The following is a 23,456-nucleotide window of genomic DNA, read 5'->3' on the forward strand; positions in this document are numbered from 1 at the left end:
CCGGGCGCGGCATCGGGCCGGGCCGGCGGGGCGCTAGGGTACCATTCGCGCTTTGCACGCACCGGAACACCGCATGATCCGCAGCATGACCGCCTTCGCCGGCGCCGAGCGCATCACTCCCTGGGGCACGCTGGGCTGCGAACTGCGCTCGGTCAACCACCGTTTCCTGGAAGTGGGCGTGCGCCTGCCGGAGGAGCTGCGCGCGCTGGAGCCGCAGTTGCGCGAGCGCCTGGCCGCGCGGGTCAGCCGCGGCAAGCTGGACCTGATGCTGCGCCTGCGCGCGCCCGACGCGGCGCAGTCGCTGGCGGTGAACGAGCCGCTGGTCGAACAGCTGGCGGTGCTGGCGCAGCGGCTCGGCGCGCGCTTCCCGCAACTGCAGGTGCAGTTCGCCGACCTGCTGCAGCTGCCCGGCGTGCTGCAGGGACAGGCGGTCGATCCGGCCGCGTTGCAGGCGCAGGCGCTGGAGCTGCTGGACGAGGTGGTGGCCGAGTTCGTCGCCGCGCGCGAGCGCGAGGGCGGCAAGCTGGCGGCGGCCATCGTCGAGCGGGTCGATGCGGTCGAGCGCATCGCCGGCGAGGTGAAGGAACTGATCCCGGCCATCCGCGAGGGCCAGCGCGCCAAGCTGGCCGCGCGCCTGGCCGACCTGCCGCATCCGGTCGATCCCGGCCGCGCCGAGCAGGAACTGGTGCTGTGGCTGCAGAAGCTCGACGTGGACGAAGAGCTGGACCGGCTCGGCAGCCACATCAAGGAGATCCGCCGCGTGCTGCGCCAGCCCGAGCCGGCCGGCCGGCGCCTGGATTTCCTGCTGCAGGAATTCAACCGCGAGGCCAACACCCTGGGTTCCAAGTCGGTGGACAGCCGCACCTCCAACGCGGCGGTGGAACTGAAGGTGCTGATCGACCAGATCCGCGAGCAGGTGCAGAACCTGGAGTAGCGGTCCGCGCGCTGCGACCCGCCGCGCTTCGACCTGGCGTGGCGCGGGCGCGTCAGCGTTCGCGCAGGAAGAAGTCCACCGGCACCACCACCTGCACCGGGTCGCCTTCGATCTCCGGCGGCGGCGCCGGCAACGGGCTGGCCCGCTGCACCGTCGCCAAGGTCTCGCCGTCCAGCGTGTCGTAGCCGCTGCCCTGGACGATGCGGATCGCGCTGGCATGGCCGCGCCGATCCACGGCGAACTGGACCTGCACCACGCCTTCCTGGCGGCGCCGCTGCGCCGGCCGCGGGTAGCGCTTGTAGCGCTGCAGATGGCCCAGCACCTGCGCCTGCCAGGTGGCACGCCGCTGTTGCGCTTCGCCGGACAGCGACTGCGCCGCGGCATGGCGGCTGGCCGGCGGCGCCGCCACGCTGGGCGGGGCGCTGGCCTGCGCGGCGCTGGACGCCTGCTGCTGGTCTTGCGCCGGCGCCGACGGCTGCGGTTCTTCCAGGTCGGCATGCCGCGGTTGCGGCGGCGACGCCGGCAGCGGTGCGCGCACGCGCGGGGCCTGGCGTCGCTCCTGCTGCGGCGGACCCGGCGGCACATCGGTCGGTGGCGCCGGCGGCGCGGTCGGGGCAGGCGCCAGCTCCAGCATCAGCGCCTGCGCCGGCGCGGCGGGCGGTGGCGGCCGGTCGCGCGCCGGCCAGCACAGCAGCGCGGCGGCGAGCGCCGCATGCGCCGCCAGCACGCCGCCGAGGCTGAGCAGCCAGCGACGCAGCGCCTGCGGCCCCGCGCTCATCGGTCGGCCGGCTCCAGCCCGACCAGCGCGACCTTCAGGTAGCCTGCATCGCGCAGCGCGTCCATGGTCTGCATCAGCTCGCCGTAGGCCACCGCGCGGTCGGCGCGCAGGAAGATGCGCTGCGCGCGGTCGCCCCGGGTCAGCCGGTCCAGCGCCGGCTGCAGCGCATCGCGCTCGATCCGGGTGTCGCCCAGGCGCAGGCCCAGGTCCTTGCCCAGGGTCAGGTAGACCGGGTCGCGGTCCCTGGGTTGCGGCGCCGCGGTGCTGGCGGGCAGTTCCACCGGCACCTCCACCGTGGCCAGCGGCGCGGCGACCATGAAGATGATCAGCAGCACCAGCATCACGTCGATCAGCGGAGTGACGTTGATCGCGTGGTTCTCGTCCAGCGCATCGTCGTCGTCGTCTCGGTCGGTACGGATCGCCATGCCGGTTTCCTCACTCCATGCCGGCCATCGGCGCGCCTTGCGCAGCGGGCCTGGATGCCTGGCGGTCCAGGTCGCGCGACACCAACTGCTGCACGCCGGCCGACAGATCGCCCAGCTGCTGGCGCAAGCCGCCCAGCGTGCGCGCGAAATGGTTGTAGATCACCACCGCCGGGATCGCGGCGACCAGGCCCAGCGCGGTCGCGAGCAATGCCTCGGCGATGCCGGGCGCGACCACCGCCAGGTTGGTGGTGTTGGCACGGGCGATGCCGACGAAGCTGTTCATGATGCCCCACACGGTGCCGAACAGGCCGACGAACGGCGCAGTGGCGCCGATCGTGGCGAGCAGGCCGGTGCCCTTGCGCAGTTGCCGCGCATGGCCCAGTTCGACCCGCTCCAGGCGCGAGGCCAGCCGTTCCTTGATCCCGGCCGTGTCCTCCAGGCCGCTGGAGTGCTGCAGCTCGGCGCGGGCCTCGCCCAGCAACAGCTGCGCCGCAGGCACCGCCAGCGGCGGGCGGCGCTCGGCATCGGCCAGGTCCTGCGCTTGCGACAGCGCCGTGCGCGCGGCCTGCAGCGCCTGCCCGAGCCGCGCCAGTTCCCAGCTCTTGGCCACCAGCACCGTCCAGGTGGCGACCGAGGCGATGGCCAGGCCGACCATCACCGCCTGCACCACCAGGTCGGCGTGCAGGAACATCTGCCAGGGCCCCAGGTCGGGCGGCAGCACGGGGGGAGGGGCGATATCAGCCTGCATGGTCGTCATCCTGCGGGTCGGAACGAAGGGCGGGGGTGGGGGTTCGCGTCATGGCGTGGGCGTGCGGCGCGTCCGGCAGCAGGCCGGCCGATTGCAGGCAGGCCAGCACCCGGTACCAGGCCGATGCCGAGATCGCGTAGCCGGCGTCGCGCGCGGCGGCATGCAGGTGCTGCGGCGTCAGCTGGCCGTGCGCGCTGAGCACCTGCGGCGCCAGCCGCACCGCGGCCAGGCGCGCGTAGGTGACGTTCAATCCGGCGCCGCGCAGCAGCGCCGAACACGGATCGGCGCGGCGCGCGTGCCGATGCCGGCGCCGCGCGCGGATCTTGCCCGGCATCACGGCGCTCCCTGCGCATCGGCGGCGCGGCGCGGTGCGGGACGCGACAGCACGTAGGCGGCGCTGCCGGCGAAGAACAGGCCCACGCCCAGCGCCAGCTTCCAGCCCGGATGCGCGCCGCAGCAGAACAGCACGTAGCCCAGGCCCATGCCGGCGCCGGCGAAGCACTTGCCGCGGCGCGTGATCGCGCCCTGTTCGCGCCACAGCCGCAAGGCGGCGCCGTAGCGGGGATGCTGCAGCAGCCACGCCTCCAGCCGCGGCGAGGAGTGCGAGAAGCACCACGCCGCCAGGATCAGGAAGATCGTGGTCGGCATCACCGGCAGCAACGCGCCGATCAGGCCCAGCGCCAGCATCAGCAGGCCCAGGCAGAACCACGCGCCGCGGCTCAGCGCCATCGCCGCATCTCCGCGCGGCACGGCGTCATCGCGCGCCATCCGCAAGATAGGTGTCGACATGGGCATAGACGCGATCGAACGCGGCGCACGCCGCAGCGACCACGGCCTGCTCATGCGCGGGATCCAGCGGCACGCTGTCGAGCGCGGCGGTGAACTGGCGCCAATGCCGCGCGCGCCCGTCCGGGTGGCCGGCGAGGTGGCGCGCACCGAACTGCTCGTGCAGTCCCAGCCTGGCGGCCAGCTTGGCCAGGATCGCCGCGCCCAGGTTGGACCCTTCGGCCACGTACAGCCAGCCCAGCGCGTTGACCTGCTTTTCGTAGTAGCGGCCGTCCGGCGCCGGCGCCGGGGGCGTGGCAGGAACCGCGACGCCCAGGTCGGCCAGGTCGGCCAGCAACTGCGGCAGGCGCCGCCGCTGCGCCAGTTCGGGGATCACGCTGGCCAGCACCGGGTTGCGGTACACGCTCTCCATGTCGCAGTGGAAGCAATACTGCACCTGCACGAAGCGCGCGTAGTTCGCGCGCGATGCGAACGGTTGCGCGGCCATGATGCGCTGGTCCAGGCGCGCGTGCGCGGCGTGGGTGGCGGCCTTCAGGCGCTGGCTGCGGGTGGTGTCGGCGAAGCATTCGGTCATGGCGCGGGCTCGTGGTCGGCAGGGCGGGTTTCGCAGGTGGGCAGGGGGCAGGGTCGGCACGCCGTGCCGGGTTCAGAACACGCGCTCCAGCTTCAGGCTGATCGCGTTCTTGTCGTAGCCGTACAGCCAGTCCACGTTGCTGTGGACGCGGTTGTGGCGCAGGCTGAGCAGCGGGGTGAAACCGGCGAAGGCCAGGCGCGGCGCCTTCAGCACGACGGTGTAGTTCTGCTCGTCGTCGCGGCGGCGCGCGCCTAGCACGGCGCTGTAGGCGTCGTAGTCGCGGCGCCGGTACGAGGCGAACGCGCTGCCGACGACACCGGCCGGCCATTGCAGCGACGCGCCCAGCCGCGCGCCGCGCTGCAGGTAGCCGTTCGCGGCCTGCTGCGCATCGCTGGCCACCACGTCGATGCCGCCGAACACGGTCCAGCGCGGCCCCAGGCTGCGGAAATAGGTGGCGTAGGCCGAACGCAGGCCGCCGTCGTAGTTGCGCGCATAGTCCTGGCGCCGGTAGCGCATGTCCTTGTAGTCGGCTTCCAGCTTCAGCAGCGAGCTGGGCGACAGCGTCCAGTTCCATTCCCCGTGCACGCCCCAGGCCGCGTACAGCGCGTCGTTGCCCCAGGCGTAGTACTCGAACGACGGCGCCAGCGAAATGCCGTGGCGGCCGCTGCGGTAGCTGTAGCCGGCCTGGGTGGTCGTGGTCAGTTCGTTGTAGGCGCTGTGGCCGCGGTAGCCGTAGCCGAACAGCAGCGAACGCAGGTACAGGCCGTGATGGCCGCGCAGCGGCAGGCGCTTGTCGAGGCTGGCGTCGTAGTCCACCCCGCCGGCGCCGATCGCGGCCGGCAGTTGCCGGTCGATGTAGCACACGCCGCTGCTGTCGGCGAGCAGGCAGGTACGGCTGGCGGAGCTGCGGTTGAGGTTGTCGTTCCAGGTCGGGCCGAACGCGAACGCGCCGCTCCACGCGCGGCGGCCGGCCAGCGCGCGCTGGAACGCTTGCACGCTCTTGCGCACCCCGGCGGTCCTGGGATCGCCGGCATCGACGGCGGCGGCGATGGCGTCGAACAGCTCGCCCGCCTCGCGGTCCTGCTGGTCCTCGAACAGCACGCGGGCCAGCTCCAGGCGGCCGGGCAGGAAATCCGGCTTGAGTTCGAGCAGCGTGCGGTAGTGGCGCTCGGCTTGCGCATAGCGGTCCTCGCGCCGCGCCAGTGCGCCCTGCGCGTAGTGCACCAGCAATGGGTCGCGGTCGGCCAGGGTCAGGTACTCGTCCAGGAAGCGTTGCACCGCGTCCCACCGCTTTTGCTGGATCGACAGGTACAGCGCGCGGCCGACGTCGCTGGCGTTGTGCTCGACGGTGTAGGACTTGCCCTCGATGTCGAGCGTCGGACGCGGCGCATCCTCGTCGAGTTCGTCCTTGAGCAGCTCGCGTTCGCGCTGCAGCGCATGCCGCTCCACGCCCTGGTCGAGCATGCGGCGGGTATCGTCGCGTTCCTGTGCCGCGGCGGGGATCGCCGGCAGCGACGCTGCCAGGACGAGGAGGGCGGCGAGCAGCGCAGGCCACGCAGGAGAAATGGGGTGCATCGAATCGATAGGCCAGGTGGTGGGCAGGACTGGCTTGGCCTTGGCTTGTCCTGCCCGGATCATCGACTGAACGGCGCAGAGCGGATGCTCAGCGCGCCGTGCTCAGTTCTTGGTACCGCCGAAGGCGGTGTCGTACTGGGTGCCGCTGAAGTTGACGATGCCGGCCAGGGCGGTCTGCCCGCTGTAGAACTGGCCGGACACCGCGCCGCCGGAGGCCACCAGGCTGCCCGACTGCGTCGCCAGCGCGGTGCTGCCGGAAATGCTGGCATTGCTGTTGATGGTGGCCGAGCCGATGTTCACCGTGTAGCCGCTGCTGCTGTTGGCGATGCTGCCGGTCAGCGTGCCGGTGCCGAAGTTGGCGGTGAACACGCCCGACAGCAGGTTGCCGTTGCCGCCGTTGGCCGCGGCGTTGTAGTTGTTGATGCCGACCACGTTGTAGGTGGCCGAGCCGGTGGTGGGAACGGTGGTGTCGCCGTTGTCGCCGATGTAGTAGACGGTGCGGGTGCTGTCGCCGCTGGTGCCGTACGCGGACCATTCGCCGAACCACACGTCCTGCGCGCCGACCTGGGCGAACACGAACACGCCCAGGTTGTCGTGGCTGTCCGGCGCGCCGGTGTACGGGAAGTTGAGCTTGTGCACGAGCTTGGTGCCGTCGCTGGTGCCGTCCTTGTTCCAGTCCACCGCGCTGTTGGTCTTGGTGCTGTAGGCGGTGAGCCCCTGGAAATCGACTTCGTTGCCCAAGCCGGTCGAGTTGACGGAAATGCCGGCCTTGCCGCTGCTGTGCGGGCCGCCGTTGACGTCGGATTCGCCGACCTGGACGTTGCCGGTATTGCTCGAGGCGCCCTTGAAATTCGCCGCCTGGCTGGCGCCGATGGTGGCCACGGCGAGCACGGACAGCGCGAACACGGACAGTGTGCGTTGCGTCTTCATATTGCCAATCTCCTTTTGCGGATTGAGGTACTGCGTTGGTGCGGACGTCCTGTCCTCTACGGTCACTTCTCCAAGCTCGCCAGCTGCCGCCGCGCTCAGAAGCGCGCGGACAGGCTGAGTTTCAGGGTCCTGCCGGGTGCGGCCACGGCCGAGCGCGTGGCCGGGTCGACGTAGTACTGGTCGGTCAGGTTGGTGCCGGTCAGTTCCACGCTCAGGTTCTCGCGCAGCCTGTAGCTGGCGTAGGCGTCGAAGATCAGGGTCTTGCCCCAGGAGAACGGCACGTTGAAGTTGTAGACCAGGCGCCCGCCGCCGCTTTGGATCGAGTGCTCGCGGTACCAGTCCAGGTCGGGGTTCTCGTATTGCCTGAAATAGATGGCGCGCCCGCCGATCTCCAGGCGCCGGTCGAGGAAACGCCCGCCCAGCGACCAGGTCGCCGACAGGTCCGGCGCGGCCTGGGTCAGCAGGTAACCGCCGACGAAACCGTAGTCCACGCAGTTCGGCACGGCCTGGCTGCCGAGCGCATAGCCATTGCTGGTGCTCAGGATGGCCGCGGTGCTTTCGTCGCAGACCTGGTTCTCCAGGCTGTAGTTCACGCCCAGGTCGGTGAACAGGCGGCCGCCGTCGTAGCGTGCCTGCAATTCCAGGCCGCGGATGGTCTGCTTGTCGACGTTGTCGAACTTGAAGCGCGGATCGCGCTCGATCACGTCGCGGGTCTTGTTGACGTAGTAGGCGAGCTTGACGTCGGCGGTCGCATCGGACGCCAGCAGGTGGCCGAGGTCGTGCACGTAGGCCAGCTCCCAGTTGTAGGCGTGTTCCGGCTTCAGCCCCCAGGGATTGATCGAGGCGGAGAAGGCCAGCGTGCTCTCGAACATGCTCGGAAAGCGCAGCGTCTCGCCGTAGCGCAGATAGGCGCGGCTGTAGTCGCCGAAGTCGAGCGTGGCCGAGAAGAACGGCACCCAGCCGTGGTCCTTGCGCTTGCTGGCCTGCGCGACGTAGCTGGTGCCGACCGCGGTGGCCCGGCACAGCCCGTCGACGACGTTCGCGACCCCGTCCAGCGTGCCGTTGAGGCAGGCGTTGCCGGCCTTGCTGTAGTTGCCGTCGGCGTCCGCTTCCCAGGGCACGCTGTGGTTCACCGTGTAGCTGGTCGGCACCGCGGCCAGCAGCTCGTTGGCGAGCTGGTCGTAGATGTCCTGGGTGATCGCGCCCAGGTCCAGCAGCATCCTGTAGACCTCCAGGTTCTCGCCGGCCATCGCCTCGCGTTCCTGCTGGGTATAGGCCTGCGTGGTGGCGTACTCGACGGTGTAGCCGGTCGTCGCGCTCGCCCGTATCTGTCCGGGGTGGGCGGCGAGGAAATCGTCGTAGGCCCAATAGGACGTGTAGCGCGCGCCTGCGCTGAAGGTCAGGAAATCGACCGGCCGCCACTCGATATTGAAGTTCGCCTGCCACTCCTGGCGGCGTCCGGCGCGCGGGTACATGCGCCAGCCGTCGCTGGTGCCGAAGTAGGCGTCGTCCGAGCGCAGCGTCTCGCGTTGGAAACTGCCGCCCAGGGTCAGGTCCAGCGCGTCGCCGAAGCGGATCTTGTTGCTGAGGGTGACGCCGTTGCGCGCGTTGCTGGCGTTGGCCAGCGCGGTGTTCTTGAGCGTCGGGTCGTAGCCCCACTGCGGATCGCCCTGGGCGAAATTGGGGAAGCCGCCGGCGGTGTAGGTGTCGCTGGCCGTGTCGGTACGCCACAGGTTGGCGTACAGGTCGATCCAGCGGCTGTCCTCGGGCCGCCACTTGTATTCCAGGTTGTAGGCCTTGGCGTCGACCCGGCTCAGCGGCCACTGGATCGCGCCGCGGTCCTGCGAGTTCATGATCCGCGAGGGCATGATCTCGCCGTAGTGGGACAGGCTGTCGCGGTAGCCCAGTTGCAGCGCCTGCGCGTCGTCGATGCGCCAGGTGGCCTTGAACAGCCACGATTCCATCCGGCTGGAGGTGTTGGTCACCTCGTTGCCGGGTTTCCAGTAGTTCGCCATCGAGGTGATGTAGTCCTCGGCATAGGAACTGCGTTCGTCGCTGTAGTAGCCGGTGTCGTGCCTGCCGGAATAGTAGTTGCCGCGTTCGCGGTAGGCATAGGCGGCCAGCAGGTCGAGCCGGTCGCTCGGGCGCCAGCCCAGGGCCACACGATAGGCGTAGTCCTCGCCGGCGAAGACGTTGTAGCCGCCGCCACCGGTCCTGGGCGTGACCCGCAGCGTCTGGTCCGCATAGGGAATGGCCGGCGTGTCCTGCGGAAAGCCGGCGACCGTGCGGTAGTCCTCGCCGGTGTGCAGGGTCGGCAACCGCGGCGAGGTCGCGTTGCTGCTGCCTTCGAGCTTGAATTCGCCACCGAAGCGCTGGCCTGGCGCGACGACGTCGTCCACGTCCAGGGTGTCGATGACCATCGCGCCGCCGACGCCGGTGGTGACGTTGCGGGTCAGCGAAGGGCCCTTGAGGATCTGGATGCCGCCGATCAGGAACGGGTCGATGTAGTTGCGGTTGCTGGCGCCGTTGTAGCCGCGCCAGACGGTCAGCGCCTGCTCGGTACCGTCGATCGTCACCGGCACGCGCCCGGGGCCCTGGATGCCGCGGATGTTGATGTCCAGCGCGCCGCTGTTGCGGGCGTCGCCGCTGAACACGCCGGCGACGCCGTTGAGCAGGTCCGACGGCGTCGCGCCCTTGTAGCGTTCGACTTCGCTGCGGCCGATGTAGGCGGTCGACAGGTCCAGGTCGTAGATGTCGTCGTAGCCCTGCGCATCGCGCGCGCTGCCGGTGGCGGTGCCGCGGGCGGCACCGGCCACGTTCAAGGTGTCGGTGACGATCGCAGGCTCGCGTTCGGCCTGGGCCGGGGCGCGCGCCGCGGTCTCCAGCGTGACCGCATTGGCGCCGGTCCGCCGTGGCACCAGGCCGCTGCCCTGCAGCAGTCGCTGCAGCGCCTGCTCGGCGCTGTAGTCGCCCTTCACCGCGGGAGCGACGAGGCCGTAGGGTTCCTGCCGGCTGTACAGCACCTGCAATCCGGTCTGTGCGGACAGCTTCACCAGCGCGTCGGGCAGCGGCTGCGCGTCCAGGTCGATGGCGTAGCGCGCTTGCTGCGCGCCCGCCGCGGCGATCGGCGACTGCGCATGCGCAATGGTGGCGAGGCCGAACAGAAGCGAGGCGAGGGTGCTGGAGAGCAGGGTGCGGCAGGCGGGGAAGCGGCCCTTGCGCAAGGCGGCGGTGGCGATGGGCATGGAATCGGGTATCGGGAGGAAGAAAGTATGCGATGCGAACGAAAATCATTACGTTCTTCCTGACAACACGGGTTCGGTCCGGCCCGACTACCCAGTCCAAGCGTGGGCGACGCGCTGCATCGCCCTTTTTGTTTATGTTTTGTTCACCTTGCTGGGGTGTGCAGCCGACGCCGGCCGGTACACGAACGTCGCCCATCCCAGTCGCACCGCGTCGAGCTGCAGGCTGTCCAGCAGCACCTGCAGGCCGGCGTCCGGGTCGGCGACGTTGAACGCGCCGGAGACCGGCAGTGCGCCGATGTCGCCGCGCAGCTGGATGAAACCGTGGCGGTAGCGCGAGAGTTCGCGGACCACCTGCGACAGCGGCGTGTTGTAGAAGACCAGCTGCCGCCGTCGCCATGCGGCCACCGCGAGCGGATCGACGGCGGGCTCGCGGCGCACGCTTTCCCCCGCCAGCCATGCGCTTTGCCCGGCGACCAGCACCGTGCCTGTTCCCCCGGCGGGCGGGCGCACGGCGACGCGGCCTTCGACCACGCTGACCTGGGCCGCGGCGGCGTCGAGGTGGACGTTGAACGTGGTGCCCAGCACGCGCGCGCTGCCGCCGGCGCTGTCCACCACGAAGGGGCGGCGTGGGTCGCGCGCGACCTGGAAGAAGGCTTCGCCGCGCAGCAGCCGCACCGAACGGACGCCGTCGTGCATGCGCACGGCGATGGCGCTGTCGGTGTTGAGGGTGACGACGCTGCCGTCCTGCAGTTGCAGCCGCCGCATCGCGCCGACCTCGGTATAGGCATCGCTGCGCAAGCGGTCCAGGCCGCCGGCGCCCAGCCAGGTGCCGGCGCCGATCGCCAGGGCGAGCCCGGCGGCCACCGCCTGCCATCGCCGCCGCTGTCGGCGCGGACGCCGCTGCGCGACCGCCGCTGCGGTTGCCGCGATCGCGGTCGCGGGCGATGGCGCGGGCTGCAGCGGATCGATGCCGAGTTCGTCGCCGACCTCGGCGGCGGGGCGCTGCAGCATGCCCAGCAGCGCGCGCGCCGCCGCCACCGCCTGCGCGGCAGGGGCGACGGCCAGCCAGTCTCGGTACTGGCGCACGCTGTCCGCATCGCCGGGCGCTGCGTCCAGGCGCAGGATCCAGTGCACGGCTTGGTCGAACAGGTCGTCGTCGACGGAGGGGGTGTCGGGCATCGTCTGCCTATCCGCTAGGAATGGGGTTGTCGTCCGCGGCGAAGGGAATCCGCGGGTCACTGATGAGCATGACGGGTCCAGCGCTGCCGATCCCGTAGCCGCGCTAGATGTCCCGGCCGGCCTCCCGCAGCCGCCGCCGGCAGTGGGCGAGCGCGACGGCGATGTGCTTTTCCACGGTGCGCGGCGAAATGCCCAGCTGTGCGGCGATCTGCGCCATGCTCAGGTTGCGGCCGCGGAACAGCACGAAGACCCGCCGCGCCTGCGCCGGCAGGTCGCGGATCGCCTGCAGCAGCACTGCGTATTCCTGCTGGCCCAGGGTCGCCTCGTAGGGCGACGGCCACGGGCTGGGAGCGTCGTCCTGCGGCTCCGCGGCGGCGACAAAGCGGCTGCGCGAGGCGGCCAGCCGATGCCGGTCCACCGCGACGTTGTCGACCACGCGGCGCAGATAGGTGAGCGGGTCGCGGACGCTGTGCTGGCCTGGCTCGCGCGACGCCAGGCGGATCCATGCATCGTGCACGATGTCGCCCGCCGCGCCGGCGTACTTGCGCGTGGCATACCGGTGCAGTTCCGCGTAGCTGCTTTCCAGTTCGTCCGCCAGCGAGCCAGGCGTGGCGGGAGAGGGAGGAGTGGACATGGCATCCGTCCAGGACCACGGAGAAGAACCGGAGTGTAGTGCGGATGAGATTTATTCTCAATTAAGCCGGGCGTTCGGCGCGATCCGTCCTGCGTCGCCATGCGCGTGGAAGTCTTGCGCTTTCCGATGCCGGGCACCGCGCCGGGTCCACCCAGTGATCGCCGATTCGCGCCGCCGCCAGCGGCGTGGCGATGTGGTGGTGCTGCGCCAGGTACGCCGATGGTGCGGGAAAAGCGTTTGCGGATCATGATGTTAAGCAGGCCAATGGGGGCGGGCGGCATGGGCGCGCGGCGCTGCGCGGCGGGCGCTGGGACGCCCGGTCGCTTGCGGTCGCGGCTGGGGCTGGTATCGTGCGCCGCCCCGACTTCAATCGACGGCGAGACCTGAGCGATGCGCGGCACTCTCTATATCGTTGCGGCGCCATCCGGCGCCGGCAAGAGCAGCATCGTCAACGCCACCCTGGCGCGCGATCCGCAGATCGCCCTGTCGATCTCGTTCACCTCGCGCGCGCCGCGGCCGGGCGAGCGCCATGCCGAGCACTACCACTTCGTGTCCGCCGACGAATTCCAGGGCATGATCGATGCCGGCGACTTCTTCGAGTACGCCCGTGTCCACGGCGACTGGAAGGGCACCGCGCGGCAATCGGTGGAGCCGCAGCTGGCCGCCGGCCGCGACGTGCTGCTGGAGATCGACTGGCAGGGCGCGCGCCAGGTGCGCGCCAAGGTGCCCGATGCGGTCAGCGTGTTCATCCTGCCGCCGTCGCGGGCGGCGCTGGAGCAGCGCATGCGCAAGCGCGGCCAGGACAGCGAGGCGGTGATCGCGCAGCGGCTGGCGGCGGCGCGCGAGGAGATGTCGCACTACGCCGACTTCGACTACGTCATCGTCAACGAGGAGTTCGACACCGCCGTGGACGAGATGTGCGCGATCTTCGTCGCCAGCCGCCTGCGGCGCCTGCCGCAGCAGCAGCGCCACGCCGACCTGATCGCCGCGCTGCTCGACCAGGATCTGCCAACTGGCTGATTCCAAAGGAAACTGAACAGGGGTCGGTTGATTTTGGCCGGTCCGCACCCTACAATCGCTGCCCTTTCCCTCATTCGAGCGCGTGGCCGCCACCGGCCCGCCGGGAGCCCGCATGGCCCGCATCACCGTAGAAGATTGCCTGGAAGTCGTTAACAACCGTTTCGAGCTGGTCATGATGGCGTCCAAGCGCGCCCGCCAGCTGGCCAACGGCGTGCAGGCCACCCTCGACAACACCGAATCGGCCGACAAGCCCACGGTGCTGGCGCTGCGCGAGATCGCCGCGCGCAAGATCGACAACGCGCTGATCGACGAAGTCGAGAAGGCCGAGCGCGAGCGTGCCGAGCGCGAAGCGCTGGAGTGGGCTGCGGCCGAGGTCGTCGCCGACGAGGACATGTCCAAGAACGACGACTGATCTCGTCCACGTAAGGCCATGCTTCGCCGAACGGCCCGCATTCGCGGGCCGTTTCGTTTTGCGGGTTTGCCGTCCTTGCGCCGCTGGCATAGTCTTCGCGCATGAACCCAGGCCCTTCTGCCCAGGTCGCCACCGCCGCGCCGTCGCCGGCCAGCGAAGCGATCCCCGATTACGTCCTGCAACTCGAGCGTAGCGCCAGCTATCTGCCGGCCGAGCAGATCCCGTTGCTGCGGCGCGCGTGGGAAGTGGGCGCGGCCGCGCACGCCGGGCAGACCCGCAAGTCGGGCGAGCCCTACATCACCCATCCGGTGGCGGTGGCCGGCGTGCTGGCCGAACTGGGCCTGGACGTGGAAGCGCTGATCGCGGCGATCCTGCACGACACCATCGAGGACACGCCGCTGACCCGCGCCGAGCTCGCCGCCGAATTCGGCGAGGCGGTCGCCGAACTGGTGGACGGGGTCACCAAGCTGGACAAGCTGAAGTTCCGCGACCGCCAGGAAGCGGCCGCCGAGAGCTTCCGCAAGATGCTGCTGGCGATGTCGCGCGACCTGCGCGTGATCATGATCAAGCTCGCCGACCGCCTGCACAACATGCGCACGCTCGGCGCGCAGAGCGCCGAGGCGCGCAGCCGCATCGCCCGCGAGACGCTGGAGATCTACGCGCCGATCGCCCAGCGCCTGGGCATGAGCCTGATGAAGTCCGAGCTGCAGAACCTCGGCTTCCGCGCGCTGCACCCGTGGCGCCACGCGATCATCGAAAAGCACATCCGCAGCCAGCCGGTGGTGCGCCGCGAATCGATGGCGCAGGTGGAGGTGCAGCTGTCGCAGCGGCTGGCCAAGGAGGGGCTGGAGCACCGCCTGGTCAGCCGGATCAAGACCCCGTGGAGCATCTACAACAAGATGCGCGACGAGAACAAATCCTTCGACCAGGTGATGGACGTGTTCGGCTTCCGCCTGGTGGTGCGCGGGGTGCCGGACTGCTACCACGCGCTGGGCGCGGTGCACGCCACGTTCAAGCCGCTGGATGCGCGCTTCCGCGACTTCATCGCCATTCCCAAGGCCAACGGCTACCAGTCGCTGCACACGGTGCTGTTCGGCCCCTACGGCTCGCCGATCGAGGTGCAGATCCGTACCGAGGAAATGGACCTGATCGCCGAGCGCGGCGTGGCCGCGCACTGGACCTACAAGTTCGGCGGCGATTCGCCCAACAGCGCGCAGAGCCGCGCGCACGCGTGGATCGTGGAGCTGATCGAATCGCAGCGCGCCGCCGGCTCGTCGCTGGAATTCCTGGACAACGTCAAGGTCGACCTGTTCCCGGACGAGGTCTACCTGTTCACGCCGAAGGGCAAGATCCTGGCGCTGCCGCGCAACTCCACCGCGCTGGACTTCGCCTATGCGGTGCATACCGACGTCGGCAACCGCGCGGTGGCCTCGCGCGTGGACAAGAAGCTGGTGCCGCTGCGCACCAAGCTGGTCAGCGGGCAGACCGTGGAAGTGATCACCGCGCGCTCGGCCACGCCCAAGCCGCAGTGGCTGGAGTTCGTGGTCAGCAGCAAGGCGCGCACCGCGATCCGCCACCAGCTCAAGCAGCTCGAGCACGAGGACGCGGTGCAGCTCGGCCACCGCATGCTCGACCGCGCGCTGGAGGCGATGGACAGCGCGCTGGAGCGGCTGCCGAAGGGGCGCCTGGACTCGTTCCTCAGCGAGCACCGTTATCCGCGCCTGGAGGCGCTGCTGGCCGACATCGCGCTGGGCAACTGGATGCCGAACCAGGCCGCGCAGGCGCTGATGGCCTATGCGGAACTGCGCGGCGGCGGCCATTCCAAGCATTCGCAGGAAAAGATCCTGATCAACGGCACCGAGCGCGGCGTGGTCAGCTTCGCCAACTGCTGCCAGCCGATCCCCGGCGACGAGATCATGGGCTACCACACCGCCGGCAAGGGCATCGTCGTGCACCGGCTGGATTGCCCGAACCTGGCCGAACTGCGCAAGTCGCCCGAACGCTGGGTGCCGATCGGCTGGGACACCAGCGTCATCGGCGACTACGACACCGCGCTGGTGGTGGACGTGGAGAACCGCACCGGCGTGCTGGCGCAGCTGGCCGCGGCGATCGCGCAGAGCCAGTCCAACATCGAGCGCGTGGACTACCTGGACCGCGACTTCAATGCCGCGGTGCTGCGCTTCAACATCCAGGTGCGCGACCGCAACCACCTGGCCGAAGTGATGCGCCGCTTGCGGCGGCTGACGGCGGTGCAGAGTGTGCGGCGGCAGTAGTGGGGCCGGGATTGGGGATTGGGGATTCGGGATTGGGGATGGCCGGCTTGCGCTGTTGAAGGCCGGGATCGGGATGCGGCACGGTGCGGTGGCTATCGAGCGATTCCACTGGGACTGTCGTCAGCCGTCGCAAGACGACATCGCCTGAGTGGCTGACTGGCGCTTTTTGTAGGAGCGGCTTCAGCCGCGACCGGAAGGCGTCGCGGCTGAAGCCGCTCCTACAAAATTGCAGCGATTGCGTAAATCCGCAATCCCGGCTTCCAGCATCGGCCGGCTGGTCATCCCCAATCCCCAAGCTCGAATCCCCAATCCCCAATCCCCAATCCCCAATCCCCGCTCCGAGTAAAATGTCTCTCCATTTCTTCCGTTCGGAGCACGCCATGTCCCGCCAGATCATCCACACCGAGCAGGCACCGGCCGCGATCGGTCCGTATTCGCAGGCGGTGCGCGCCGGCAACACGATGTACTTCTCCGGCCAGATCCCGCTGGATCCGGCCACCGGCGAGGTCGTGCCCGGCGATATCGGCGCGCAGGCGCGCCGCGCCTTCGACAATCTCAAGGCGGTGGCCGAGGCGGCCGGCGGTTCGCTCGACCGGATCGTGCGGCTGGGCCTGTACCTCACCGACCTGTCGCAGTTCGCCCAGGTCAATGCGGTGATGCAGGACTATTTCCAGGCGCCGTTCCCCGCGCGTTCCACCATCGAGGTGTCCGGCCTGCCGAAAGGCGTCGGTTTCGAGGTCGATGCGGTGATGGTGCTCGACTGACCTTCGCCCGTGCCGCGCGTGCAGGTTCCGGCGCCGGCGCTGTCGGCGGCAGGCGAGGCGCCGTTGTCGGCGCTGCCGGGCGTCGGCCCGAAGGTCGCCGAGAAGTTCGCCGCGCGCGGCCTGCTGACCCTGCAGGACCTGTGGCTGCACCTGCCGCTGCGCTATGAGGACCGCACCCGGCTGACCCCGGTGGCGGCGCTGCAGCCGGGCATCCCGGCCCAGGTCGAAGTGCGGGTGGAGGCGGTGGATCGCGGTTTCCGCTACCGGCCGATGCTGCGCGTGGCGGTGGCCGACGACTCGCGCGGCACGCTGGTGCTGCGCTTCTTCCAGTTCCGCGCCGCGCAGGTGGCGCAGTTCGCGGTGGGCGCGCGGCTGCGCGCGTTCGGCACGCCCAAGCCGGGCCAGCACGGGCTGGAGATCGTGCACCCGAGTTACCAGATCCTCGGCGACGCCGCCGCTGCCGGCCTGGACGACAGCCTGGACCCGGTGTATCCGGCGGTCGAAGGCATCGGCCCGGCGACGCTGCGCAAGCTGATCGGGCAGGCGCTGGACCGGCTGCCGGCCGAAGCCTCGCTGGAATTGCTGCCGGCGGCGATGCTGGCCGAACTGGGCCTGCCGTCGCTGCGCAGCGCGCTGCTGATCGCGCACCGGCCGCCGCCGCAGGCCGACCTGGCCGCGCTCGCCGCCGGCCTGCATCCGGCGCAGCAGCGGCTGGCGCTGGAAGAGCTGCTGGCGCATCACCTGAGCCTGCGCCGCCAGCGCATCGCCCTGCAGCGCCAGCGTTCGCCGTCGCTGCGCGGGCGCGGCCTGCTGGCCAAGCGCCTGCAGCAGTCGCTGCCGTTCCGGCTGACCGGCGCGCAGCAGCGGGTGTTCGCGCAGATCCGCGCCGACCTGGAAAAGCCGTCGCCGATGCTGCGCCTGGTGCAGGGCGACGTCGGCAGCGGCAAGACCGTGGTCGCGGCGCTGGCGGCGATGCTGGCGGTGGACAAGGGCAAGCAGGCCGCGCTGGCGGCGCCGACCGAACTGCTCGCCGAGCAGCACCTGGCCAACCTGCGCGCCTGGCTGGAGCCGCTGGGCATCCGCGTCGCCTGGCTGGCCGGCAAGGTCACCGGCAAGGCGCGCGCCGCGGTGCTGGCGCAGATCGCCTCGGGCGAGGCGCAGGTGGTGGTCGGCACGCATGCGCTGATGCAGGCCGCGGTGGCCTTCCACGACCTGGCCCTGGCCATCGTCGACGAGCAGCACCGCTTCGGCGTGCACCAGCGCCTGGCCTTGCGCGACAAGGGCGCCACCGGCGCCGGCGTGCCGCACCAGTTGGTGATGACCGCCACCCCGATCCCGCGCACGCTGGCGATGGCCGCCTACGCCGACCTGGACGTGTCGGCGATCGACGAACTGCCGCCCGGGCGCACCCCGGTGCAGACCATCGTGCTCAGCGCCGAGCGCCGCCCGGAGCTGGTGCAGCGCATCCGCGTGGCCTGCGCCGAGGGCCGCCAGGCGTACTGGGTGTGCACCCTGATCGACGAAGCCGAAGAGGGCGACAAGCCCGCGCAGGGGCGGGGCGCCATTGCCGGCAACCGCATCGACGCCAGCGCCGCGCAGGCCATCTACGAGGCCTTGTCGGCGCAGCTGCCGGAGCTGAAGGTGGGGCTGGTGCATGGGCGCATGAAGGGCGCCGAGAAGCAGGCGGCGATGCGCGCGTTCAAGCAGGGCGAGATCGACCTGCTGGTCGCCACCACGGTGATCGAGGTCGGCGTCGACGTGCCCAACGCCTCGCTGATGATCATCGAGAACGCCGAGCGCCTGGGCCTGGCGCAGTTGCACCAGCTGCGCGGCCGGGTCGGGCGCGGCGCGGCCGCCTCCAGTTGCGTGCTGATGTACCAGGCGCCGCTGTCGGCGATGGCGCGGCAGCGGCTGCAGACCATGCGCCAGACCAACGACGGCTTCGTCATCGCCGAGAAGGACCTGGAACTGCGCGGCCCCGGCGAACTGCTCGGTACCCGCCAGACCGGCCTGGCGGCCTTCCGTGTCGCCGACCTGGCGCGCGACGCCGGCCTGCTGCCGCGGGTGCACGCGCTGGCCGAGCGGCTGCTGGCCGAGTCGCCGGGCCTGGCCGATCGCATCGTCGCGCGCTGGGTAGGAGGCGCAGCGCGGTTCGCGGGGGCCTAGGAGCCGGGATTGGGGATTGGGGATTGGTGAACAGCCGTGCCCTGCGAATCCCCAATCTCGAATCCCCAATCCCGGCTTCCCAGGTCCGCGTCGCGGTGCCAGACTCGGCGGCCGAACGGACTGACGAAGAATCCCGCATGAGCGACAAGATTCCCCTGCTGATCGACACCGATCCCGGCGTGGACGATGCCCTGGCCTTGCTGATGGCCTTCGCCGACGACCGCCACGACGTCGTCGGCCTGACCATCGCCGCCGGCAACGTCGGCCTGCAGCACACCGTGCGCAATGCGCTGAAGCTGTGCGAAGTGGCCGGGCGCGAGGAGGTGCCGGTGTTCGCCGGCTGCGCCGATCCGCTGCTGCACCCGGCGGTGGACGCCGCCCACGTGCACGGCCTGGACGGCTTCGGCGACGTCGGCCTGGCACCGGCGGCGCGCGCCGCCGAGAGCGAGCACGCGGCCCTGGCGATCCTGCGCCTGTCGCACCGGTACGCCGGTTCGCTGCTGCTGGTCGCGCTCGGCCCGCTGACCAATATCGCCCTTGCGCTGAAGCTGGATCCGACCCTGCCGCAGCGGGTGCGCCGCTTCGTGGTCATGGGCGGGGCGATCACCTGCCACGGCAACATCACCCCGGCCGCCGAGTTCAACATCGCCTTCGACCCGGAGGCGGCGCACATCGTGTTTTCCGGGTTCCCGCACGTCGAGGTCGCCGACTGGGAGGCGACCGTGGCGCATGGCCTGCCGCACCGCGAGGTCGAGCAGTGGCTGGCGGCGGACGCGGACAAGGCGCGCTTCTACGACGCGATCTCGCGCAAGACCCGGCTGTGGTCGGAGGATTCGCGCGGCGAGCACTGGTATGCCGCCGATGCGCTGGCGATGGCCTGGGCGCTGCAGCCCGAGGGCGCGCTGGAGGTGCAGTCGCGGCCGCTGCAGGTCGAACTGGCCGGGGTGCACAGCCGCGGCGCCACCCTGGTCGACTGGAACCGCCAACTCGGCCTGGCCGACAACGCGGCCATGCTGATCCGCTACGACCAGGCCCGCTTCCAGGCGCTGGCGCGCGCGGCGGTCGGCGCCGGTTGAGCCGGGCGGGCGGGGCGGGCGGGGCGGCTCGCGGGCGCCCGCGAGCCAGGCCCGCACCTCGGCACCGGCCGGCGTGAATTCCGCGTAAGTTGTCCTTGCGCGCAGGCCGGGTGGCTTGCTATAGTTTCCCTCTTGTCCAGCAGCCCCCTACGGTGCGAGCCCATGAAGGCCGACATCCATCCTCAGTACCACAACGTCGTGTTCCACGACGTCACCTCCGATTTCAAGATCCTGACCCGTTCGACCATGTCCTCGAAGGACAAGGTCAAGTGGGAGGACGGCGAAGAATATCCGCTGATCAAGGTCGAAATCTCCTCGGCTTCGCACCCGTTCTACACGGGCAAGCACAAGGTCATCGACACCAGCGGCCGCATCGACAAGTTCCAGAAGCGCTACGCGCGCTGATCGAACGGTCGAAGTGGTTGAAGACGGCCGCGCCCTGCGCGGCCGTCTTTTTTGGCGTCCCCGATTCGTCGATTCCCGGCATGCAGTTGCCGGCGTAGATTCTCCCGTCCCGGCGGCGGCGAGGATGCAACGCTGTGTCGCCGGCGGACGCTGGTTCTACGACTTCAGTACGAGCGACTACTCAAATGTTGCTGTGCGATAATGGCGCGATCCGTGGTAATTGCCGTGGACTTCCTTCACGCGTCTGTTCGCAAAGCACGGACAGGCGCCTTCCACTGAGGAGCGCACACTGTGTCCGATCTTGATCAGGTCACGCTGAATGCCGGCGACAAGTCGGTCGTTCTGCCGGTACTCAAACCCACCTTGGGCAACGATTGCGTCGACATTTCCAAGTTGACCAAAGAAACCGGTCTGTTCACCTACGACTCGGGCTTCACCGCGACCGCCAGCTGCAAGTCGGCGATCACCTACATCGATGGCGACAACGGCGTGCTGCTGTACCGCGGCTACCCGATCGAGCAGCTGGCCGAGAAGTCCAACTTCCTGGAAGTGGCCTACCTGCTGATGAACGGCGAGCTGCCGACCGCCGACGAATTCAAGAAGTTCGACCACGAAGTGACGCATCACACGATGATGCACGAGTCGCTGAAGAACTTCCTCGGCGGCTTCCGCCACGACGCGCACCCGATGGCGATGATGGCCGGCACCGTGGCCTCGCTGTCGGCGTTCTACCACGACACGCTGGACCTCAACGATCCGGAGCAGCGGCGCCTGGCCGCGATCCGCCTGATCGCCAAGGTGCCGACCATCGCCGCCGCGGCGCACCGCTATTCGATCGGCTGGCCGATCCGCTACCCGCGCAACAACCTCGGCTACGTCGAGCGCTTCCTGCACATGATGTTCGAGGTGCCGAGCGAGCAGCTGGAGATGAACCCGGTCGTGGCCAAGGCCCTGGACCTGCTGTTCATCCTGCACGCCGACCACGAGCAGAACGCCTCGACCTCGACCGTGCGCCTGGTCGGTTCCACCGGCGCCAATCCGTACGCCTCGGTCGCCGCCGGCATCACCGCGCTGTGGGGTCCGGCGCACGGCGGCGCCAACGAAGCCGTGCTGAAGATGCTGGAAGAGATCGGCACCGCCGACAACGTCGAGAGCGCCGTGGCCAAGGCCAAGGACAAGAACTCGAGCTTCCGCCTGATGGGCTTCGGCCACCGCGTGTACAAGAACTTCGACCCGCGCGCCAAGATCATCCGCGAGATGACCCACAAGGTGCTGGGCGAGCTGGGCGTCAACGATCCGCTGCTGGAAGTGGCGCTGAAGCTGGAAGAGGCCGCGCTGAAGGACGACTATTTCGTGCAGCGCAAGCTGTACCCGAACGTCGACTTCTACTCGGGCATCATCTACAAGGCGCTGAACATTCCGGTGGAGATGTTCACCGTGATGTTCGCCATCGCGCGCACCGCCGGCTGGGTGTCGCATTGGCTGGAGCAGCAGGTCGATCCGGAACTGAAGATCGGCCGCCCGCGCCAGATCTACACCGGCTACGACAAGCGCGACTACAAGGGCGACGGCCAGCGCTGATCGCGCTGCCGTCGGTTCGTCGCGAGAACGCCCCGCTTTGCGGGGCGTTTTTTTTGGCGTACCGCGATGCGACGGCTTTTCCGGAGGCTTCTCGTCGCGACTGAAGTCGCTCCCACATGAAAAGCGCTTCAGTGCGGTGAATGCATGCAGGTTTGTGGGAGCGACTTCAGTCGCGACGGGCGTTACCAGGAGTGCCTATCGCGACGGATGACCCGAAGCCACCCGGCGCCGCTCCCGCGGATGCCGCTCCCGCAATGCGCAGCGGCGAGCGGCATGACCCGGCGCGAGCCGACCTACAATTGCGCCGGCGCCTCGACCTGCGCCACCAGCGCATGGCTGTCGGCGTCGTGCATGCGCGCCACGCCGTCGAGATCGAGCAGGTAGTAGTGGCCGCGGTCGGTCAGGAAATGCCAGGCCAGTACCTGGCTGCCGTTGTGTTCGTGGCTGGGGTCGCCGGCGGTGACACGGTCCAGCATGTGTCCGCTGTCGGCGCACAGGCGGCGGATCAGCTTCATGTAGCGCGGTTCGCCCTCCAGCGCCGCGGCGACGCGCGCGGCGCGATCGGGCAGGGCGGCGGCGCGACGCTCGACCTCGGCCTGCATCTCCGGAATCGACAGCACCACCAAGTGCGGGTGCCTGCGCAGCCAGGCCGAATTCAGCGCGACCAGGTCTTCCTCCTCCGCCAGCGCGTAGAAGGCCTCGCTGTGCCGGTCGAGCGCATCGCGGGCCGGGTTGTCGCCGAAGTAGTCGCCGTCCATGAACGCCTGCAGCGTGTCGTCGTCCATCTGTTCGAGCAGCGCGCGGCTGGCCGCGTACAGCGCGGCATGCCGTGGCGCCTGCATCGCCTGCAGGCCGCGCCCGACCTGATCGAGCACCGCCGGGTCGGCGTTGCAGTTGTAGACGAACTGGGCGAAGCCGCCGTTTTCCACCTGCGCCACGTAGAAGTCGACGTAGTAGCTGCACATCGCATCGGCGGCGATCTCGTCCGGACGCAGCCACTGGTCGAGCTGGGCGTTGATGAAGCTGATGTTGGACTGGATCGGTGCGTACGCGTCGTCGCTGTCGAAGCTGTTGCGCGAGACGACGATGGCATCGGGCGGAATGGCGGGCATGCAGCGGATCCGTTGGTGGCAGGCAGGCAATCGGTGCGCCGCGCGCGGCGCACGCAGGCGTTCAGCGGCGTTGCTGGTAGTCGGCGATGTCCTGCTCGGTCAGCAGCTGCCGCAGCTGGCTTTCCGAGGCGCGCCGCATCGGTTTCTCGTCGACCTGCGACAGCGGCGCCTGGCGCAGCGCATCGTAGGGCAGCACGGTCAGGTCGAAGGTCAGCTCTTCGGCGGCGAACAGCCACACCGGAAACTCCTCGCTGCGTTCGCGGTCCAGGCGCAGCCGGCGCGTGCGCGACTCGGCCGGGATCCGGTGTTCCTCGAGGAAGCGCGCCACCGCGTCCGCATCGTCGCTGTGCAGGTGCAGTTGCACCGGGCTGTTGGCATCGGCGGTGCCGTCGTGCACCGGGCCGACCAGGCGCGGCGCGAAGCCGTGCAGGAAGTCCATCGCGCGCAACGCGGCCTCGCGGCGCAGGCGCAGGCCGCCGGCGTGGTCGGGTCCGGCGAACAGGCGCTGGTATTCGCGCAGCGCATCCTCGATCTCGCGGTTGCGCGGCAGCGAGGCATCGTCGTGGATGCCGAGCCGGTCGGCGGCCTTGAGCTTGGCCTGGTGGAAGTCGCGGATGCCGCCTTCGGCCATCAGCCGGGCGGCTTCGTGGGCCAGCCGCCGGCGGCGTTCGTGCGTGCGGGTCTGGGCATGTTGCCGAGCGTGGTGCATGGGGCCGCCTCCCTCAAAGCCTGCCCCGACTGTACAACAGCGCGGTGACGCCGGCATGCAGTGCGGCCAACGCGCTGGACGGACGCTGCCGTCCGCTCGGCCGGCCTCGGCGACGCGGGGTCCGCCCAGG

At 69.9% G+C, this 23,456-nt stretch carries 22 protein-coding genes; 9 read left to right on the forward strand and 13 right to left on the reverse strand.

The genetic code is table 11. From position 1 onward, the window contains the following. The first annotated feature begins 73 nt into the window (after positions 1-73). Entirely contained in the window at positions 74-934 is an 861-nt protein-coding gene (locus AB3X10_RS04990; RefSeq protein WP_369979575.1) for a YicC/YloC family endoribonuclease, read from the forward strand. A gap of 52 nt (positions 935-986) precedes the next feature. Here AB3X10_RS04990 and AB3X10_RS04995 read toward each other — a convergent pair whose 3' ends face one another. The 11 genes from AB3X10_RS04995 to AB3X10_RS05045 form a co-directional block, all read right to left on the reverse strand. Continuing rightward, complete coding sequence (locus tag AB3X10_RS04995) at positions 987-1,712, reverse strand: energy transducer TonB (protein WP_369979577.1); 726 nt, start codon at positions 1,710-1,712, stop codon at positions 987-989. Then, positions 1,709-2,137: a TonB system transport protein ExbD gene (exbD, locus tag AB3X10_RS05000; protein ID WP_369979579.1), complete on the reverse strand. Its 429-nt coding sequence runs from the start codon at positions 2,135-2,137 to the stop codon at positions 1,709-1,711. Before exbD ends, AB3X10_RS04995 begins: the two co-directional genes overlap by 4 nt. A 10-nt stretch (positions 2,138-2,147) precedes the next feature. After that, entirely contained in the window at positions 2,148-2,885 is a 738-nt protein-coding gene (exbB, locus tag AB3X10_RS05005) for a tonB-system energizer ExbB (protein WP_369979581.1), read from the reverse strand. Beyond that, positions 2,875-3,219, reverse strand: coding sequence for a hypothetical protein (locus AB3X10_RS05010; protein WP_369979583.1), 345 nt, complete (start codon positions 3,217-3,219; stop codon positions 2,875-2,877). Before AB3X10_RS05010 ends, exbB begins: the two co-directional genes overlap by 11 nt. Next, complete coding sequence (locus AB3X10_RS05015; protein WP_369979585.1) at positions 3,219-3,614, reverse strand: YbaN family protein; 396 nt, start codon at positions 3,612-3,614, stop codon at positions 3,219-3,221. The genes AB3X10_RS05010 and AB3X10_RS05015 overlap by 1 nt, the downstream gene beginning before the upstream one ends. Before the next feature lie 25 nt (positions 3,615-3,639). Next, positions 3,640-4,245, reverse strand: a complete 606-nt coding sequence (locus tag AB3X10_RS05020) for a biliverdin-producing heme oxygenase (RefSeq protein WP_369979586.1) — start codon at positions 4,243-4,245, stop codon at positions 3,640-3,642. Between the two features lie 72 nt (positions 4,246-4,317). Then, positions 4,318-5,820 (reverse strand): surface lipoprotein assembly modifier, encoded by a 1,503-nt coding sequence (locus AB3X10_RS05025; RefSeq protein ID WP_369979588.1) that lies wholly within the window; start codon positions 5,818-5,820, stop codon positions 4,318-4,320. A gap of 102 nt (positions 5,821-5,922) precedes the next feature. Next, positions 5,923-6,750 (reverse strand): Slam-dependent surface lipoprotein, encoded by an 828-nt coding sequence (locus AB3X10_RS05030; protein WP_369979590.1) that lies wholly within the window; start codon positions 6,748-6,750, stop codon positions 5,923-5,925. A 95-nt stretch (positions 6,751-6,845) separates the two neighbouring features. Further along, complete coding sequence (locus AB3X10_RS05035; RefSeq protein WP_369979592.1) at positions 6,846-9,995, reverse strand: TonB-dependent receptor; 3,150 nt, start codon at positions 9,993-9,995, stop codon at positions 6,846-6,848. A 132-nt stretch (positions 9,996-10,127) separates the two neighbouring features. Beyond that, a complete protein-coding gene (locus AB3X10_RS05040; protein WP_369979594.1) occupies positions 10,128-11,174 on the reverse strand; it encodes a FecR family protein in 1,047 nt (348 codons plus the stop codon). A 103-nt stretch (positions 11,175-11,277) separates the two neighbouring features. After that, complete coding sequence (locus tag AB3X10_RS05045) at positions 11,278-11,808, reverse strand: RNA polymerase sigma factor (RefSeq protein WP_369979595.1); 531 nt, start codon at positions 11,806-11,808, stop codon at positions 11,278-11,280. Positions 11,809-12,198: 390 nt separating this feature from the next. Between AB3X10_RS05045 and gmk the strand changes: the two genes are divergently transcribed. The 8 genes from gmk to AB3X10_RS05085 all read left to right on the forward strand — a co-directional run bounded on the left by gmk (position 12,199) and on the right by AB3X10_RS05085 (position 21,505). Then, positions 12,199-12,828, forward strand: coding sequence for a guanylate kinase (gmk, locus tag AB3X10_RS05050; protein ID WP_369979597.1), 630 nt, complete (start codon positions 12,199-12,201; stop codon positions 12,826-12,828). Between the two features lie 112 nt (positions 12,829-12,940). Then, complete coding sequence (gene rpoZ / locus AB3X10_RS05055) at positions 12,941-13,240, forward strand: DNA-directed RNA polymerase subunit omega (protein ID WP_010343101.1); 300 nt, start codon at positions 12,941-12,943, stop codon at positions 13,238-13,240. A gap of 101 nt (positions 13,241-13,341) precedes the next feature. Then, on the forward strand, positions 13,342-15,513 hold the full coding sequence (locus AB3X10_RS05060) for a RelA/SpoT family protein (protein ID WP_145702649.1): 2,172 nt from the start codon (positions 13,342-13,344) through the stop codon (positions 15,511-15,513). Between the two features lie 380 nt (positions 15,514-15,893). Beyond that, positions 15,894-16,277: a RidA family protein gene (locus AB3X10_RS05065; protein WP_369979599.1), complete on the forward strand. Its 384-nt coding sequence runs from the start codon at positions 15,894-15,896 to the stop codon at positions 16,275-16,277. A gap of 9 nt (positions 16,278-16,286) precedes the next feature. After that, the gene (gene recG / locus AB3X10_RS05070) at positions 16,287-18,443 is read left to right on the forward strand and encodes an ATP-dependent DNA helicase RecG (RefSeq protein ID WP_369979600.1); all 2,157 of its coding nucleotides are present in this window, start codon (positions 16,287-16,289) and stop codon (positions 18,441-18,443) included. A 137-nt stretch (positions 18,444-18,580) separates the two neighbouring features. Continuing rightward, the gene (locus AB3X10_RS05075) at positions 18,581-19,519 is read left to right on the forward strand and encodes a nucleoside hydrolase (RefSeq protein WP_369979602.1); all 939 of its coding nucleotides are present in this window, start codon (positions 18,581-18,583) and stop codon (positions 19,517-19,519) included. Between the two features lie 162 nt (positions 19,520-19,681). Continuing rightward, the gene (locus AB3X10_RS05080) at positions 19,682-19,924 is read left to right on the forward strand and encodes a type B 50S ribosomal protein L31 (protein WP_145702641.1); all 243 of its coding nucleotides are present in this window, start codon (positions 19,682-19,684) and stop codon (positions 19,922-19,924) included. Positions 19,925-20,215: 291 nt separating this feature from the next. Further along, positions 20,216-21,505, forward strand: coding sequence for a citrate synthase (locus AB3X10_RS05085; protein ID WP_369979605.1), 1,290 nt, complete (start codon positions 20,216-20,218; stop codon positions 21,503-21,505). Positions 21,506-21,798: 293 nt separating this feature from the next. Here AB3X10_RS05085 and AB3X10_RS05090 read toward each other — a convergent pair whose 3' ends face one another. Beyond that, positions 21,799-22,617, reverse strand: coding sequence for a DMP19 family protein (locus tag AB3X10_RS05090; RefSeq protein WP_369979607.1), 819 nt, complete (start codon positions 22,615-22,617; stop codon positions 21,799-21,801). 61 nt (positions 22,618-22,678) lie between these two features. Next, complete coding sequence (locus tag AB3X10_RS05095; RefSeq protein WP_369979609.1) at positions 22,679-23,326, reverse strand: hypothetical protein; 648 nt, start codon at positions 23,324-23,326, stop codon at positions 22,679-22,681. Positions 23,327-23,456: the final 130 nt, after the last annotated feature.

The sequence above is a fragment of the Xanthomonas sp. DAR 80977 genome (assembly GCF_041240605.1).
In the GTDB taxonomy this organism is placed as follows: Bacteria; Pseudomonadota; Gammaproteobacteria; order Xanthomonadales; family Xanthomonadaceae; genus Xanthomonas_A; species Xanthomonas_A bundabergensis.